At 61.0% G+C, this 15609-nt stretch carries 14 protein-coding genes; 7 read left to right on the plus strand and 7 right to left on the minus strand.

Going from position 1 to position 15609, the window contains the following annotated elements; genetic code table 11:
* Positions 1-16: 16 nt before the first annotated feature.
* Positions 17-817, plus strand: coding sequence for a creatininase family protein (locus FAA86_RS15430; protein WP_136542011.1), 801 nt, complete (start codon positions 17-19; stop codon positions 815-817).
* A 6-nt stretch (positions 818-823) separates the two neighbouring features.
* On the opposite strand, the gene FAA86_RS15435 is transcribed toward FAA86_RS15430, so the two are convergent.
* Positions 824-1777, minus strand: coding sequence for a LysR family transcriptional regulator (locus tag FAA86_RS15435; protein WP_136542013.1), 954 nt, complete (start codon positions 1775-1777; stop codon positions 824-826).
* A 178-nt stretch (positions 1778-1955) separates the two neighbouring features.
* On the opposite strand from FAA86_RS15435, the gene FAA86_RS15440 reads away from it, so the two are divergent.
* From FAA86_RS15440 to FAA86_RS15465, 6 genes are all read left to right on the plus strand, one after another.
* Positions 1956-2972 carry an ABC transporter substrate-binding protein gene (locus FAA86_RS15440; protein WP_113460491.1) on the plus strand — a complete coding sequence of 339 codons (1017 nt, stop codon included), beginning with the start codon at positions 1956-1958 and terminating at the stop codon, positions 2970-2972.
* A gap of 167 nt (positions 2973-3139) precedes the next feature.
* On the plus strand, positions 3140-3961 hold the full coding sequence (locus FAA86_RS15445; RefSeq protein ID WP_136542015.1) for an ABC transporter ATP-binding protein: 822 nt from the start codon (positions 3140-3142) through the stop codon (positions 3959-3961).
* On the plus strand, positions 3961-4755 hold the full coding sequence (locus FAA86_RS15450; RefSeq protein ID WP_113460489.1) for an ABC transporter permease: 795 nt from the start codon (positions 3961-3963) through the stop codon (positions 4753-4755). Before FAA86_RS15445 ends, FAA86_RS15450 begins: the two co-directional genes overlap by 1 nt.
* On the plus strand, positions 4755-6068 hold the full coding sequence (locus tag FAA86_RS15455; RefSeq protein ID WP_136542018.1) for a cytosine deaminase: 1314 nt from the start codon (positions 4755-4757) through the stop codon (positions 6066-6068). Before FAA86_RS15450 ends, FAA86_RS15455 begins: the two co-directional genes overlap by 1 nt.
* A 2-nt stretch (positions 6069-6070) precedes the next feature.
* Positions 6071-7483, plus strand: a complete 1413-nt coding sequence (locus FAA86_RS15460; RefSeq protein WP_136542020.1) for an FAD-binding oxidoreductase — start codon at positions 6071-6073, stop codon at positions 7481-7483.
* 511 nt (positions 7484-7994) lie between these two features.
* A complete protein-coding gene (locus tag FAA86_RS15465; protein WP_136542022.1) occupies positions 7995-8576 on the plus strand; it encodes an NAD(P)H-dependent oxidoreductase in 582 nt (193 codons plus the stop codon).
* Between the two features lie 15 nt (positions 8577-8591).
* Here the strand turns inward: FAA86_RS15465 and FAA86_RS15470 are convergent, their stop codons facing one another.
* From FAA86_RS15470 to FAA86_RS15495, 6 genes are all read right to left on the minus strand, one after another.
* A complete protein-coding gene (locus FAA86_RS15470; protein WP_136542024.1) occupies positions 8592-8981 on the minus strand; it encodes a RidA family protein in 390 nt (129 codons plus the stop codon).
* Positions 8982-9070: 89 nt separating this feature from the next.
* Positions 9071-10162, minus strand: coding sequence for an ABC transporter ATP-binding protein (locus tag FAA86_RS15475; protein ID WP_136542026.1), 1092 nt, complete (start codon positions 10160-10162; stop codon positions 9071-9073).
* Between the two features lie 11 nt (positions 10163-10173).
* Positions 10174-12417, minus strand: a complete 2244-nt coding sequence (locus FAA86_RS15480) for a glycoside hydrolase family 2 protein (RefSeq protein ID WP_136542028.1) — start codon at positions 12415-12417, stop codon at positions 10174-10176.
* Positions 12418-12426: 9 nt separating this feature from the next.
* Positions 12427-13248: a carbohydrate ABC transporter permease gene (locus FAA86_RS15485; protein WP_167495005.1), complete on the minus strand. Its 822-nt coding sequence runs from the start codon at positions 13246-13248 to the stop codon at positions 12427-12429.
* Positions 13245-14141, minus strand: a complete 897-nt coding sequence (locus tag FAA86_RS15490) for a carbohydrate ABC transporter permease (protein ID WP_136542032.1) — start codon at positions 14139-14141, stop codon at positions 13245-13247. Before FAA86_RS15490 ends, FAA86_RS15485 begins: the two co-directional genes overlap by 4 nt.
* Positions 14142-14269: 128 nt before the next feature.
* The gene (locus FAA86_RS15495; protein WP_136542034.1) at positions 14270-15538 is read right to left on the minus strand and encodes an ABC transporter substrate-binding protein; all 1269 of its coding nucleotides are present in this window, start codon (positions 15536-15538) and stop codon (positions 14270-14272) included.
* Positions 15539-15609: the final 71 nt, after the last annotated feature.

Here is a 15609-nt window from a genome sequence, read left to right on the forward strand (position 1 = left end):
GCGAGGGGACGCGATCATGGCCAGGCCATTCTTCTGGAACGAATTGACGACGACAGACTTCGCAGACCTTTCTCCGGAGACGACCATTGCCGTTCTGCCGATCGCGTCGACCGAGCAGCACGGTCCGCATCTGCCCATCGCCACCGATGTCGCCATTGCCAACGGCATGCTGGCGGAGCTGAAGGTTCAGCGTCCTGACGACCTCGATCTCCTCGTTCTACCCACCCAGGAGATCGGCAAGGCCAATGAACATGTCTACGGCCCCGGCAGCCTTTCCTTCGGACCGGAGATCCTGATCCCCGCCTGGACGGCGATCGGCACAAAGGTCGCCGAAGCCGGCATCCGCAAGCTCGTCATCGTCAACTCCCATGGCGGCAATGTCGATGTCATGAGCATAGTCGCCCGCGAGCTGCGCGTCCGCCACCAGATGATCGTCGTCTCCACCCAGTGGGGCCGCTTCGGAAACCCTGATGGCATGATCTCGGAAAACGAAAGCCGCTACGGCATCCATGGCGGCGAGGTCGAGACCTCGCTGATGCTGCACTTCCGCCCGGAGCTGGTCCGCATGGACAAGGCCGAGAATTTCGTCTCGAAGGCGGAGGAGATGCGGACCAATTCCAAATATCTGACGCCGCTGCCGCCGCATTCGCTCGCCTGGATCGCCCATGACCTGAACCCGCATGGGGTCGTCGGCGATGCTTCGAAGGGCACGGCGGAGAAGGGAGCGGCCATCTGCAAGCATCAGGTGGTCGGCTTCATCGAACTGCTGCGCGACGTCGCCGCCTATCCGCTCTCCAACCTCTATACGCCGAGCTGAGACCGCTCAGGCCTGTCCGCGGATCGCCTCGGGAATATGCCCGCGGGCTTTCAGATCATCGACCAGCGCCAGCAATTCCTGCATCAGATATTCCACGAAGAGGCTGGTGGCGGAATCGAGCGGCGCCCGGGCGCGGGCGAAGAGCTTCATTGGCTGGTGGCGGATATGCGCCTCGGTCAGGGGTCGGAAGATCAACTCGCCCCGCCGACATTCGGCCACCGCATCGAGCGGATTGAGCATGGTAAGCCCGGTTCCGGCTTTCACGAGCTGCTTCATCAGTTCCGACGAATTGGTTTCGACCACCGGCTCGACCAGCAGCGGCAGCGGCGCGAGCGCCAGATCGATGATGTTGCGCAGGCTGGTGCCGGATTGTGCGAGGATCAGCGGCTCCTGCACCACCTCGACCAGATCGACCGGCCCCTCATCCCGTGCCAGCCGGTGCCCCGGGGGCAGCACGACGCCAACAGGCACGTCGAAGTTGGCGAGCGTTCGGATCCCGGGGGTTGCCGGTATGTTGAAGCCGAGGCCGAGATCGACCTCCCCGGTCAGCACCGGATTGATCGTCGTCGAGCCGCCGTCGTTGCGCAGCTTGATCTGCATGCGGGGATGCTCCGCGACGAAGCCCGCCAGGATCGCCGGAAGCGGGCCGGAGGCAAGGCCCACGGTCGTGACCAGCGAAACCTTGCCCGCCTGCGGGGTCTTCAGACCGCGGATCCGCCCTTCAAGCCGCTCGTAATTCTTCAGCACATCCCTGATATGCTCGACGCAGAGCTCCCCGGCCGCCGTCAGGCGAAGACCCTTTGGCAGCCGCTCGAAGATCGGCGCACCCAGTTCCTCTTCCAGCGCGAGGATCTGCCGATTGACGGCGGACGATGCCACGTTCAATCGCGCTGCCGCCTTGCGGATCGAGCCGCAGCGGACGATTTCATTGATGTAGACGAGCTTTCTGGAATGCAGCACGGGACCTCCGCTGCGCAAAAATTAGTCATGCCGCATCACTATGCATCAATCCTGAGAGCAGTGCAAAAAAAGCATCAATGCGGACGAATTTTGATGCTTTTCAAGACGCATGCGTCCCGATCAAATGACCAAAAAGGGGAACCCGAAACGGGTCCTGCAACGAACAGGGGAACGATCAATGCGCGACATGCTTACCAAGACCAGCCTCCTCGCCCTCATGGGTCTGGCGGCTTCGCTGGCCTCGACGTCTTCGGCGCTTGCTCTCGACGAGGTGACCTACGGCACCAACTGGCTGGCCCAGGCCGAACATGGCGGCTTCTATCAAGCTGTCGCAGACGGCACCTATGAAAAATACGGGCTGAAGGTCACGGTCGTCCAGGGTGGCCCGCAGGCTGCGAACCGCGCCCTGCTCATCGCCGGCAAGGTCGACTTCTACATGGGAAGCCCGCTCGGCGAGATGGATGCCGTCAAGGAAGGCATCCCGCTGATCGACGTCGCCGCGATCTTCCAGAAGGACCCGCAGGTCCTGCTCGCCCACCCCGATCAGGGTATCGAGACCTTTGCCGATCTCGCCAAGCTCGATAGCATCTTCATGGGCAAGGACGGCTACGTCACCTATTACGAGTGGATGAAGAAGAACTTCGAGGGCTTCACCGACGAAAAGTACAAGCCCTACACCTTCAATCCAGCCCCCTTCATCGCCGACCCGAAGTCCGCCCAGCAGGGTTACCTGACCTCCGAGCCCTATGAGATCGAAAAGCAGGCCGGCTGGGCACCGAAGGTCTTCCTGCTCGCAGACAATGGCTACAACCCCTACTCGACGATGATCACCACCACGACGACCATGGTCGAGAGCAAGCCGGACGTGGTCCAGCGCTTCGTCGATGCCTCGATCGAGGGCTGGTACAACTACCTCTACGGCGACAACAAGGCCGCCAACGACCTCATCAAGAAAGACAATCCGGAAATGACGGATGGTCAGATCGAGTATTCGATCGCCAAGATGAAGGAATACGGCATCGTCGAATCCGCCGAAGCCATGGACAAGGGCATCGGCTGCATGACCGACGAGAAGTACAAGGCCTTCTTCGACGCCATGGTCCAGATCGGCGTCCAGCCGGCCGACCTCGATTTCAAGAAGGCCTACACCACCCAGTTCGTCTGCAAGGGGGTTGGCCTGGCACTGAAGAAGTAAGGGCTTTGCCCCTCATCCGGCTGCCGCCACCTTCTCCCCGCTTGCGGGGAGAAGGAATTTTCGAGGCCGGCGCCGGGGACAACATTCCCTCTCCCCGCCTGCGGGGAGAGGGTAGGGTGAGGGGCAATTTCCAGCCGCCCCTGTTCGTTCAGATACCAAGGCAATCAATGTCACTTTCCGAAGACACCATCACCGCCCCTCCCCCAGAACAGCGCCGGGCGCTGGTGGTGATGAAGGACGTGTCCAAGGTCTTCTCCAGCGGCACGGTTGCCCTGACCGGCATGTCGCTGACCGTCAACGGTGGCGAATTCGTCTCGCTGCTCGGCCCCTCCGGCTGCGGCAAGTCGACGGCGCTCCGTATCATCGCCGGCCTGGGTGACACGACGACCGGCACCATCGATTGGCCGAGCTCCCGCATCAATGCCAAGGGCCTGCCCGAAGGCGATATCTCCTTCGTCTTCCAGGAGCCGACGCTGATGCCCTGGGCGACCGTCTTCGGCAACGTCTATCTGCCGCTAAAACTGCGTGGCGTCTCGAAACATGCAGCCTATGACGACATCATGGCCGCCCTGACCCGCGTCGGTCTCAAGGATTTCGTCGACGCCTATCCGCGCGAGCTCTCCGGCGGCATGAAAATGCGCGTTTCCATCGCCCGCGCGCTCGTGACCAAGCCGAAGCTGCTCTTAATGGACGAGCCCTTCGCCGCCCTTGACGAGATAACCCGTCAGAAGCTGAACGACGACGTGCTGCGCCTCTGGAAGGAGACCGGCATCACCGTCATCTTCGTCACCCATTCCGTCTTCGAAAGCGCCTATCTCTCCAACCGCATCGTCGTCATGAAAGCGCGCCCCGGTCGCGTCCATGCCGATTTTCCGCTGATCACCAGCCTGGAGCGAGATGCCTTCTACCGGACGTCGGAGGAATATCGCCAGGCCTGCGAAACCGTCTCGAAGACGCTGCTCGAAGCGCTCGGCGGGGAGGAGCACTGATGACCGCGCCAGCCGAAACCCTCGCCAAGATCCTCGTGCCCATTCTCGTCGTCTGTCTGCTGATCGTCATCTGGCAGGTGGGCGTCTGGGTCTCGGGCGTTCCGCAATACATCCTGCCGGGCCCGATTGCCGTGGCCGGCGCCCTCGTCAAGGACTGGGGCACCCTCTCGCCCGCGCTTTGGGTGACCACGCAGATTACCATGATGTCGCTGGCGCTTGCGCTGATCGGCGGCGTTGGCATCGCGGTCTTTCTCGTGCAGTCAAAGTGGATCGAGGTCGCCTTCTACCCGATCACCGTCATCCTGCAGGTGACGCCGATCGTGGCGATCGCCCCGCTGATCCTGATCTACGCCCCCTCGACACAGGTCGCGCTCCTGATCTGCGCCTTCCTCGTCGCCTTTTTCCCGATCCTCTCAAATATGGTGCAGGGCCTGAAGAGCGTCGATCACAACCTGCTCAACCTCTTCGACCTCTACGGCGCCTCGCGCTGGCAGACGCTGCTCTATCTCAAACTCCCGGCCTCCCTGCCCTATTTCATGACGGGCTTGCGCATCGGCGGAGGGCTCGCGCTGATCGCCGCGGTGGTCGCGGAATTTGCCGCAGGCTCGGCTGGCGCCGGATCAGGCCTCGCCTTCCGCCTGCTCGAGGCCCAGTTCCGTCTGAACATACCGCGCCTCTTCGCCGCCCTCTTTCTGCTCTCCTGCCTCGGCGTCGTGATCTTCGCCATCACCTCCTTCATCTCCTGGCTGGCGCTGCATCGCTGGCATGAGAGCAGCCTGAAACGAGAAAACTGATGTCGACTGCCATTGCCACTCTGCCTGCCGCCAAGCGCTTCGTCCTCGCCAAGGCGACGCTGCCCGAGATCTGTGTCGATGGCGTCGAGGCACCCGCCTGCGAGGGCTTGATCAGCGCCGACATCATCGTCGCCGATGGCAAGGTCGAGGCAATCCTGAAGCCCGGCAGCGCGCCATCGGGCCTGCCGTCAACGGATCTCCGCAACGGCATGGTCTGGCCGACCTTCGTCGACATGCACACCCATCTCGACAAGGGCCATATCTGGGACCGCAGGCCGAACCCCTCGGGCGATTTCATGGGCGCGCTCGAAGCCGTGAAAACCGATCGCGAGGCCCGCTGGTCGGCGGAAGACGTAAAAGCCCGCATGGAATTCTCGCTGAAGACGGCCTATGCCCATGGCACCAGCCTCATCCGCACCCATCTCGACAGCCTGGCGCCCCAGCACCGCATCTCGTTCGAGGTCTTCGCCGAAGTCCGAGACGCCTGGGCCGGCAAGATCGACCTGCAGGCTGCCGCCCTCTTCCCCTTCGACCAGATCACCGACGAACCCTTCTTCAAGGATCTGGTCGAGGTCATCGTCGCCCACAAGGGGCTGCTCGGTGGCGTCACCTACCTGATGCCCGGGCTGGATGAGAAGCTCGACATCCTCTTCCGCACGGCAACCGACAAGGGACTCGACATCGACCTGCATGTCGACGAGACGCAGGACAAGGAAACCCTGACGCTGAAGACCATTGCGAAAGCCAAGATCCGCAATGGCTTCGAGGGTTCTGTCACCGTCGGCCATTGCTGCTCGCTCGCCCGGCAGGACGACGATCTCGCCAAACACACCATCGATCTGGTGGCTGAGGCCGGCCTCTCGGTCGTCTCGCTACCGATGTGCAACATGTATCTGCAGGATCGTCATGCCGGCCGCACGCCCCGCCAGCGCGGCGTCACCCTGTTTCACGAATTGACAGCTGCCGGCGTCCAGACCGCCGTCTCCTCCGACAACACCCGCGACCCCTTCTATGCCTATGGCGATCTCGATCCGGTCGAGGTTTTCCGCGAGGCGGTCCGCATCATCCACCTCGACCATCCATTCGACACCGCCGCCCGCGTCGTCACGCGCACGCCCGCCGATATCCTGAAGCGCCCCGACCATGGCCGCATCGCCGTTGGCGCCAAGGCGGATCTCGTCCTCTTCAGCGCTCGCCGCTGGAGCGAATTTCTCTCCCGTCCGCAGGCAGACCGCATCGTGATGCGGAATGGCATGGGCATCGACCGCAGCCTGCCGGATTACCGCGAACTTGACCCATTGCTTGGAGTTTAGACATGGCCGACTACGCCAAAATCAAGGAAGAGCTGGCAGGCATCGCCGTCGAGAACAATCCGGCGCTCGTCAAGCAGAAGAGCCGTGACTTCTACTGGTATTCGCCGATCCTGAAGGAAGAACTCGACAATGTCGTCGGCGATCTCGTTGTCTCCCCGACGACGGAAGAAGAGGTGATCCGGGTTCTCAAAGTCGCCTACGCCCATGGCGTTCCCGTCACCCCGCGCGGCGGCGGCACCGGCAATTACGGTCAGGCCATGCCGCTCTCGGGCGGCATGGTGCTCAACCTCATCAACATGAACAAGGTGAAGGAGATCCTGCCCGGTCGCGTCATCTGCGAGCCCGGCATCATCATCTCCGAGCTGGACAAGCAGACAAAAGCCCATTCCGGCCAGGAACTGCGCTTCCACCCTTCGACCGCTCAGACGGCCTCGGTCGCAGGCTTCATTGCCGGCGGCTCCGGTGGTGTCGGCTCGATCACCTGGGGCGGCTTGCGCGATCTCGGCAATATCCTGCGGCTGCGCGTCGTCACCATGGAGGCCGAGCCGCGCGTGCTCGAACTTTCCGCCTGGGATCTGCAGAAGGTCTCCCACGCCTATGGCACCAATGGCATCATCACCGAAGTCGAGATGCCGCTGGCACCTGCTTACGACTGGGTGGACGTCATCGTCGGCTACGACGACTTCATGGACGCGGTTAAATTCGCCGATGCGCTCTCCCACAAGAACGGCATCCTCTTGAAGGAAGTCGCCCCGATCGCCGCCCCCATCCCGTATGACTACTTCACCCGCCACAAGCCCTGGCTGAAGGAAGGCCAGTCAGTCGTCGTACTGATGGTGGCACCGCATTCCATGGAGCCCTTCCTGGCGCTCGCCGAGAGGATGAAGGGCGATGTGCGCTTCCGCTCCGACACGGTGGAAAGCATGAAGGGCATCCCGCATGCCTATGAGCTGACCTGGAACCACACGACGCTGCGGGCGCTGAAGCTCGACACCAACATCACCTATCTCCAGGTCCAGTATCCCGGCCCGGATCATGTCGAGAAGGTTCGGATCATGACCGAGCTCTTCCCCGACGAAGTCATCGGCCATCTCGAATTCATCAAGTTCGACGGCCAGATCCAGTGCGCCGGCCTGCCACTGGTGCGCTACACCACAAAGGAAAGACTGGAAGAGATCATCCGCATCCACGAGGAAAACGGCTGCCCGATCTTCAACCCGCACCGCTACACGCTCGAAGAAGGCGGCATGAAGCAGACCGACCAGGTCCAGCTCGCCTTCAAGAAGGAAACCGATCCGAAGGGTCTGCTCAACCCCGGCAAGATGATCGCCTGGGAGAACCCGGACTTCGATTTCTCGGCGGGCAAGAACTACCTGTTCCCGGGTCTGGAGGTGTTTGCGGAGGCGGGGGAATAGGGGTGATGGTTAGGTTAGGTTAGGTTAGGTTAGGTTGGGCCTCGCTTCGGTCAGAGACTGAGGTTACCCCCCTCTGCCCTGCCGGGCATCTCCCCCTCAAGGGGGGAGATTGAGGCTCAGCCAACGCCTTGCCCACACCGAAATACTGATCCGCGGACGAGGCAATGAAGGCCTAAAACCCACTGACCGCCAAACGCAGCCATCCACGAACTCAACGGATGACGCAACCGCGAACGGCAGCCCCATCCAATCTCCCCCCTTGAGGGGGAGATGTCCGGCAGGACAGAGGGGGTACCGCACACACAATAGACAAGGACCACACCCAAACCGCCACCACCAACATTCCGAAGGTACTCCCGGCCGGCCCACCGGCCCATGCTCTCCACGACATGGCATCCCCCACCCCTCGACATCAGGCGGCGAAGGACGGGCATGCTGGGACAAACGGCGCGGAAGTTTTGAATTGAACCCCGACTGAAAACACAGCGGGCAACGACTTGGAGCTTTTGAAATGCGCGTACTCGTCCTTCACTCCCACCCGCTCGACGAGAGTTTCGGCCGGGCGCTTTACAAGCTCACCTGCGAAAGCCTGGAAAAGGCCGGCCACGAGGTCGATGGCTGCAATCTCTATGAAGAGGGTTTCGACCCCGTGCTGTCAGCCCGTGACCGCCGCGTCTATCATGACATCCCGGAAAATCTGATGCTGGTGAAACCTTATGTCGAGCGCCTGTTGAAGGCCGAAGCGCTTGTTATCGTCACGCCCGTCTGGAATTTCGGTTTTCCGGCCATGCTCAAGGGCTATTTTGACCGGGTCTGGCTGCCCGGCGTCTCCTTTGACCTGGTGGACGGCAAGCTCACCCCGACGCTTCGCCACATCCGCAAACTTGCTGCCGTGATGACCTATGGCGCCACCCCCATGCGCGCCTTCCTCGCCGGCAATCCGCCGAAGAAGATTGTCACCCGCGTGCTGCGCGCCCAGATCAAGCTTGGCGCGCCGGTCAAATACCTCGCCCATTACGATATGAACAATTGCACCGAGGAAACCCGTGCCGCTTTCATGGCCAAGGTCCGCCGCGAGATGGAGAATTTCTGAGAGGTATATTGGCGGTCAAACCACCTTGGCCGCCGTCACCTCGACTTCGACCAGGAATTCCGGCCGCGTGAAGCCACCCACCACCAGCAGCGTCGAGACCGGTTTCGGATCGAGCGTGTAGCGATCACGCACCGCCATATACTCAGGAAAATCCTCCCGCCGCGTCACGAAGCCGGAGATCCGGATCACATCCGCGAAAGTCATGTCCGCCTCTTCGAGAATGGCCTTGATCGCCTCGAAGCACAATTCGGCCTGGCCCGTGACATCGGCTGGGATCGTGTCGTCAGGCCGGATACCCAGCTGACCTGACGTCACCAGCAGGCTGGCGCCCGGCGGCACCAGCAGACCGTGATTGTAATGACCGAAAGGACGGCGGACGGAGGGGGGATTGAAGACCTTTTTCATGGGCTTGAGCCTAGCGCGGCAAGCCGGTACGCGAAAGCGTAAAGCAAGCGTGCGCTTGCCTTTTTGCCCCAGAAAATCGGCTCTTCTATCTAGCGAATGCGCCGCCCAGAAGCATCGAAGAGAAAGCTCGTTTTTGCTGCAAGCCCCACAGTGATCTCATCGCCCAGCCGACCGCCCTGACGACGCTCTTCCTGCTCGATGATGATCTGCTCCCCGGGCACCGTATGCGCGTAGACATAGCTCGTATTGCCGAGATGCTCGACAACATCGACATGTACCGTCAGCTGCGCATCACCACTGCCCGCTGGTAGAAAATGCTCCGGCCGCACCCCGACCGTTACGGCGTCGCCGACCTTTGGCGGGCTCGCACAGGAAAAAGTCAGCTGTGTCTCCGGCCGCGCCGTAAGCGCCACCGTGACCTGTCCGCCACCGGACAGCCCGATGACCGATGCGGGCAGGAAGTTCATCCGTGGCGAGCCTATGAAGCCGGCAACGAACATATTGTCGGGATCGTCGTAGAGTGCCAGCGGCGCCCCGACCTGCTCGACAATGCCGCCGCGCAGGACGACGATCTTGTCGGCCAGCGTCATCGCCTCGACCTGGTCATGCGTGACATAGACGATGGTGGCATTGAGCTCCTTGTGCAGCCGGGCGATTTCGACGCGCATATGGACGCGCAGCTCAGCGTCGAGGTTGGAGAGCGGCTCGTCGAACAGGAAAACGTCAGGCTGCCGCACAATGGCACGGCCGATGGCAACACGCTGGCGCTGCCCACCGGACAGAGCTTTCGGTTTGCGGTCCATCAGCGCGTCAAGTTCCAGGATCTTCGCGGCCGCATTAACGCGCCGCTGGATCTCGTCCTTCGCCATGCCCGCAAAGCGCAGCGCAAAGCCCATGTTCTCGCGCACCGTCATATGCGGGTAGAGCGCATAGGTCTGGAACACCATGGCAATGCCGCGCTTCGAGGGGTCGACATCGTTCATCACGGTGCCGCCGATCGTCAGCTCTCCGGACGTGATATCCTCCAGCCCCGCGATCATCCGGAGCAGCGTGGACTTGCCGCAGCCGGAGGGACCGACGAAAACAACGAATTCCCCTGAGGAAACCTCAAGATTCACCCCCTTGATGACCTCGAGCGAACCGTAGGACTTGCGGATATCGGTGAGCCGGACCTCTGCCATTTAAGCCTCGCTCAGGTGACGTTGAAGGTTATGTGCTTGGTCCCGAAGGGACGGCACTTGGCCGTCAGCGTCAAGCGCCCGACCTCGTTTCCGGCTTCGACATAGACACCGACGGCGCCCCCCTTGAAAGAGAGGAGCGTGGGTCCGACGATGCGCCCCGGTCCTTCGAGGCTGACCTCGACCGGATCGTCGAAGAAGCCCATGACATTGCCGCCCTGATCGAGCGCGCGCAGGATCACGCGAACCGTATCCTTCTCGCCAGCCCGGAGCTCGGTATCGTCAGCCGCGATATCAAGGTCCGTCGGCAGCGGATCGGCCGGCAGATGACGGCGAACGACTTCTTCGCCGTCGATGAAGCCGACGAGTTCGCCATCGCGCCAGGTCATGCCCCATTCGCCGAATTCCTCCGGCGTGACCATGCTGTGGTCGAGAATGCAGGGCGGATGCGGCAGATGCGGATAGGTCTTGGTATCGGGTTCGATCCGCTTGACGATCTGGCCCATGCGGATCTCGACATAATCGCAATTGGTGAGAATGATTAGCGGCAGCACGCCGCCGATATTGCGCTCGCCACGTGCCCAGAAGCTGACCGGCTGCATGACGATCTTGTCCTTCGGATCGCCCTGAGAGGCATAGGCGTAACCGGCGAATTTCGGCTCGCGATACATGTCGAGCACGCCGTGATAGCAGATGCGGTCGCCGGAGCCGAAATCCTTGTGGGTGTTGTAGTCGAACATGCACCAACCGGTGGAGCCCGAGATCGACGGATCGCCCGCAGCCGCATTCAGGATCGCCAGGTGACGACCGACATGTTCAGCCTGCCGCTGCTCCTGGTCGAAGCGCTTGGTCGGATACATGTGCCCGCCATATTCGGTGATCATATAGGGCACCTTGCGGTCGAGCCCGGTAACCTCACGCTGGTCGCGCAGAACCAGCCGCTCGCGATTGTGGCCCGGCAGTTCCTCCATGCCGAGAATGAAGTCGTTCATCGTGTAGACGTCTTCGAGCAGCTCGCTTTCGGTGATGTAGCGCACACCACCGGTCTGGCGGGTCGTATCGAGCGAACGGGCCATGGCATTCGTCTCGACATAGAAATCGTGAGCATCCTGGCTCTCGTTGATACGCACACCCCAGATGATGATCGAGGGGTGGTTCCAGTCGCGCTCGATCATCCGGCGCACGTTCTGAACGCTCTCCGCCTTCCAGGCATCACCGCCGATATGCTGCCAGCCGGGGATCTCTTCGAAGACCAACAGACCGATCTCGTCGCAGCGGTCGAGGAAGTATTGGGACTGCGGATAATGCGAGGTGCGGGCAATGTTGCAGGCGAGATCGAATTTCAGGATGTCGGCATCCTTCTCCTGACCGCGCCGGCCCATGGCATAACCGAGATGCGGCCAGGCCTGGTGACGGTTGAGGCCGCGCAGCTTGACGACGCGTCCATTCAGCTTGAAGCCCTCGATCGTGTATTCGGCAGAGCGGAAGCCGAAACGGCTCGTCACGGCGTCGGTACCGGCTCCCGTCTCAAGCGTTACCGTGAGGTGATAGAGAGCGGGATTGTCGATATCCCAGAGCGTGATGCCCTGGAGCCCGGAGAAGCCGAGTGAAACCTCGCCGCCAGAAACTGCCGCCTCGGTCCGCGCAATCTCCTGACCCGCGCCATCATTCAGAACAGCCGTGACATTGCCGGAAAGCGCCAGATCCGTCGGATTGGAAATCCAGACCTTCGCCGTCACCTGCTTGGTTTCATCAAGCACATCCGGCGTCTCGATCTTGACGTTCTTGATCGAAACCGGCGCAGTGATCTTGAGCCAGACATCACGATAGATCCCGGCATAGGTGAGATAGTCGATGACGCCACCGAAAGGCGGGATCTCGGGGTTTTCCGAACCGTCGATCTTCACCGTCAGCAGGTTGTCGCCGGCCTTGAGATGCGGCGTCAGCCGGGCCTCGAATGGCGTATAGCCATCCTTGTGCGCGGTGATCTCAATACCGTTCAGATAGACGATACTGTCTGCCATGGCGGCATCGAACACCAGCGAAACTTCTTTGCCGTGGAAACGCGGATCCCAGGCAATGACCCTCTGATAGGTAAAGGCCTTCTGATAGCTCTTCTCGTCGAAATAATTGTAAGGCAGCTCGACCGCCGTATGGGGAAGCTGGACCGGCTCGCCCGGCTGCGAAGCCGAAGCGAAAGCCGGCTCAAATGCGGCGCGGAAGGTCCAGTCCTTGTTGAAATTCTCGATAATGCGCATTTCAAAGTCCTATTTCACGGAGCCGAGCATGCCCTGCACGAATTGCCGTTGCATGGCGAAGAAGACAAGAAGAGTGGGAAGGGTGGCGAGGATCGTGCCGATCATCACGGTGCCGTATTCGGGCGAATAGGCGGAGGCGAGCGAGGACACGACGAGCGTGATCGTCTTCGTGTCGTTCGACTGCAGCACGATCAGCGGCCAGAGATAGTTGTTCCAGTTCAGCATGAAAACGATGACGAAGGCCGCCGCATAGGTCGAACGCATCACCGGCACATAGATGTAGAAGAAGATCTGCCACTCCTTCAGGCCGTCGACCTTCGCCGCATCGCGAAGCTCGGTCGGGAAGGCTTTTGAGGCCTGGCGAAAATAGAAGATGATGAAGGCAGACGCGATCATCGGCAGCATGATCGCGATATGCGTATTCAATAGCCCGGCCTGCCCCATCAGCATGAAGAGCGGGATCATCAGCGCCGCAAACGGCACCATCAGCGTCAGCAGGATCACGGTATAGACCCGTTCCCTTAACTTCGAGCGGAACATCTCGAAGCCATAGCCGGCCAGCGACGAGACGAGCAGCGTCAACGCTGTGCCGACGAGCGCGATCTTCACCGAATTCCAGAAGACCAGCGGCACATCCACCTGCGCGAAGAAGGAGGCGATGTTGTCGAACAGAGCCGTGCCGAAGGTGACTTTGCCGCGGATGATCTCGCTCGTCGAATTCGTCGCCCCGATCACCATCCAGATGAAGGGGAAGATCGAGAGAAAGGCGGCAAGCGAGAGAAAGACATATTGCACGATGTCAGGCAGGTGGCGACGAAGCTTGGTCATCATCGACGCTCCCTCGCGGCATAAAATTGCAGGAAGGACAGGACCGCCACCATCAGCACGATCACATAGGAGACGGTCGCGGCATAACCGAAGCTCGGCATGAAGCGGAAGGTGAGATTGTAGATGTAGAGCGACAGCGTCAGCGTCGAGTTGGCCGGGCCGCCCGTGCCCTCGGTGAAGTTGTAGACCTCGTCGAACAGCTGCAGCGTGCCGATCGTCGAGGTGATGGTGGTGAACAGGATCACCGGTTTGAGCATCGGAATGGTGAGAAACGCGAAACGCCCCCAGGACGGCACGCCATCGATCCTTGCCGCCTCGTAGATCGACCGGTCGATGTTCTGGAGCGCCGCCAGATAGAAGATCATGTTGTAGCCGGTCCAGCGCCAAGTAATGGCGATGATGATCAGCACCTTGGCCCAGAAGGGATCGGTCAACCAGCCGATCGGCTCGCCGATGATGCCGATCGCGAGCAGCGTGTTGTTCACCACGCCATCGAGCGAGAACATGCTCTTGAACAGGATGGAATAGGCGACCAGCGAGGAAACGCAGGGCAGGAAGATCATCGTCCGAAACAGACCGAAATAGCGAAGCTTCGGATTGTTCAGCATGGCCGCCAGGATCAGCGCCATGGTAATCATGATCGGCACCTGCACGATGAAGAAGATGACCGTGTTTTGCAGCGCCTGCCAGAAGACCGGGTCGTTCCAAAGACGCACGAGATTTCCCGTGCCGGAAAACTTCAGCATCATGCCGCGACCTGTATAGAGCGACAGGACGAGCGACCGCAGGATCGGGTAGAGCATGAAGACGGAAATCAGCGCGATCGCGGGCGCCACGAACAGCCATCCGTTCACGTCGTAATAGCGTCTCAAGCTGGATCTGGATGTGGTGGCCATGCGGTGTCCCCGAACCCGATCAGTGGTCACTGACTGCAATCAAATCGACGGAAGCCGCGCGGCATTACCGCCGCACGTCTCCGGGAGGACAGGGGCGAGACGAAGAAGCCTCACCCCTGTGGGATGGCTTACTGGATCTGGCCGGCAGCCTGATCCTCGATCGCCTTCAGCACGTCATCGACAGGGGCACCCTTCACGAGCGCCGGGAAGTTCGCCGTGACAGCCGTGTCGAGTTCATTGGTGAAGATGCCGTAATTGACGGCCGGGACCTGGACGAGCCAGTCGGCAAAGTTCTGCCAGACGGTCTGGCCGCCGAAGAACTCGTCCGGCTTCTGATAGGCTTCACCGGTGCGGGCGGCGAGCAGCGAGCCGACCGCGCCGCGCTCGGTCAGGATCTTCTGGTAGAAGTCGAGATCCTTGGCATAGATCTCGTTGAGGAAGTCGATGGCCTCGTCCTTTTCGGCGGAAGCTTCGAGCACATACCAGCTCGATCCGCCAAGGTTTGAGGCGGCCGTGGCACCCTCGATATTGAGCTTCGGAATGGCCGTCAGCGCCCACTTGCCGGCCTGATCGGGCTGGGACTTGACCGTGCCCGTGATCCACACGCCCATCAGGACGGAGGCGACGTCACCCGAGGTCAGCGCGCTGATGCCGTCGTTCCAGCCGCTGGTCGGCTTGGCAACGCCTTCGTTGACGATGCGGGCCTGGGTTTCGAGTGCAGCCTTCAGTGCGGCGTTCCCCGTGATGTTGAGGCTGCCGTCCTCGTTGAAATACCACTGGCCACCGGACTGCATCATGATGCGGATCAGACCGCCGTCATTGGCATCCAGTGCCATCATCTCATGACCGGTCTTGGCCTTCACTTTCTTGCCGATTTCGACGAAACGGTCCCAGGTGAGGTTCTGCATGTCCTCGGGCTTGAAGCCGGCCTGCTCAAGATAGTCAGTGCGATAGTAGAGGCCGGTGACGCCGGAATCGAAGGGCACGCCGTAAACTTCGCCTTCGAGCGTCATCAGGTCGACCTTGTATTTGGCAAAGCCGGAATAGTCGATCTTGTCCGTGAGTGCCGCAAAGGAGCCGGGGAAGGACTGCAGATACTTCTGCGCGCCATAGTCTTCGATCAGCACGATATCCGGCAGCGTATCGGTCATGCCGGAAGCCAGACCCGTCTGCAGCTTCTGCTCGACATCGGCCTTGGCGAAATCGACGATGTTGAAGGTCGTATCAGGATGCTTGGCGGTGTAGCGCTCGGCTGCTTCCTTCATGATCGCGACGTTGAAGTTCGGGTCCCAGCACCAGATGGTGACTTCGCCGGCAAAGGCCGCCGTGCTGCACAACAGTGCGGCACCCGTCAGCGCAGCCGAAACGGAGCGCTTGAGCACGCGAGAATAATCCATGTGTTCCTCCCATTATGATGTTAACCGCGGCAGCCTCATCCCCTGCCTCGACGCCACTATTTCCGAAAACC

Source organism: Rhizobium rosettiformans W3 (assembly GCF_004912135.1).
In the GTDB taxonomy this organism is placed as follows: Bacteria; Pseudomonadota; Alphaproteobacteria; order Rhizobiales; family Rhizobiaceae; genus Allorhizobium; species Allorhizobium rosettiformans.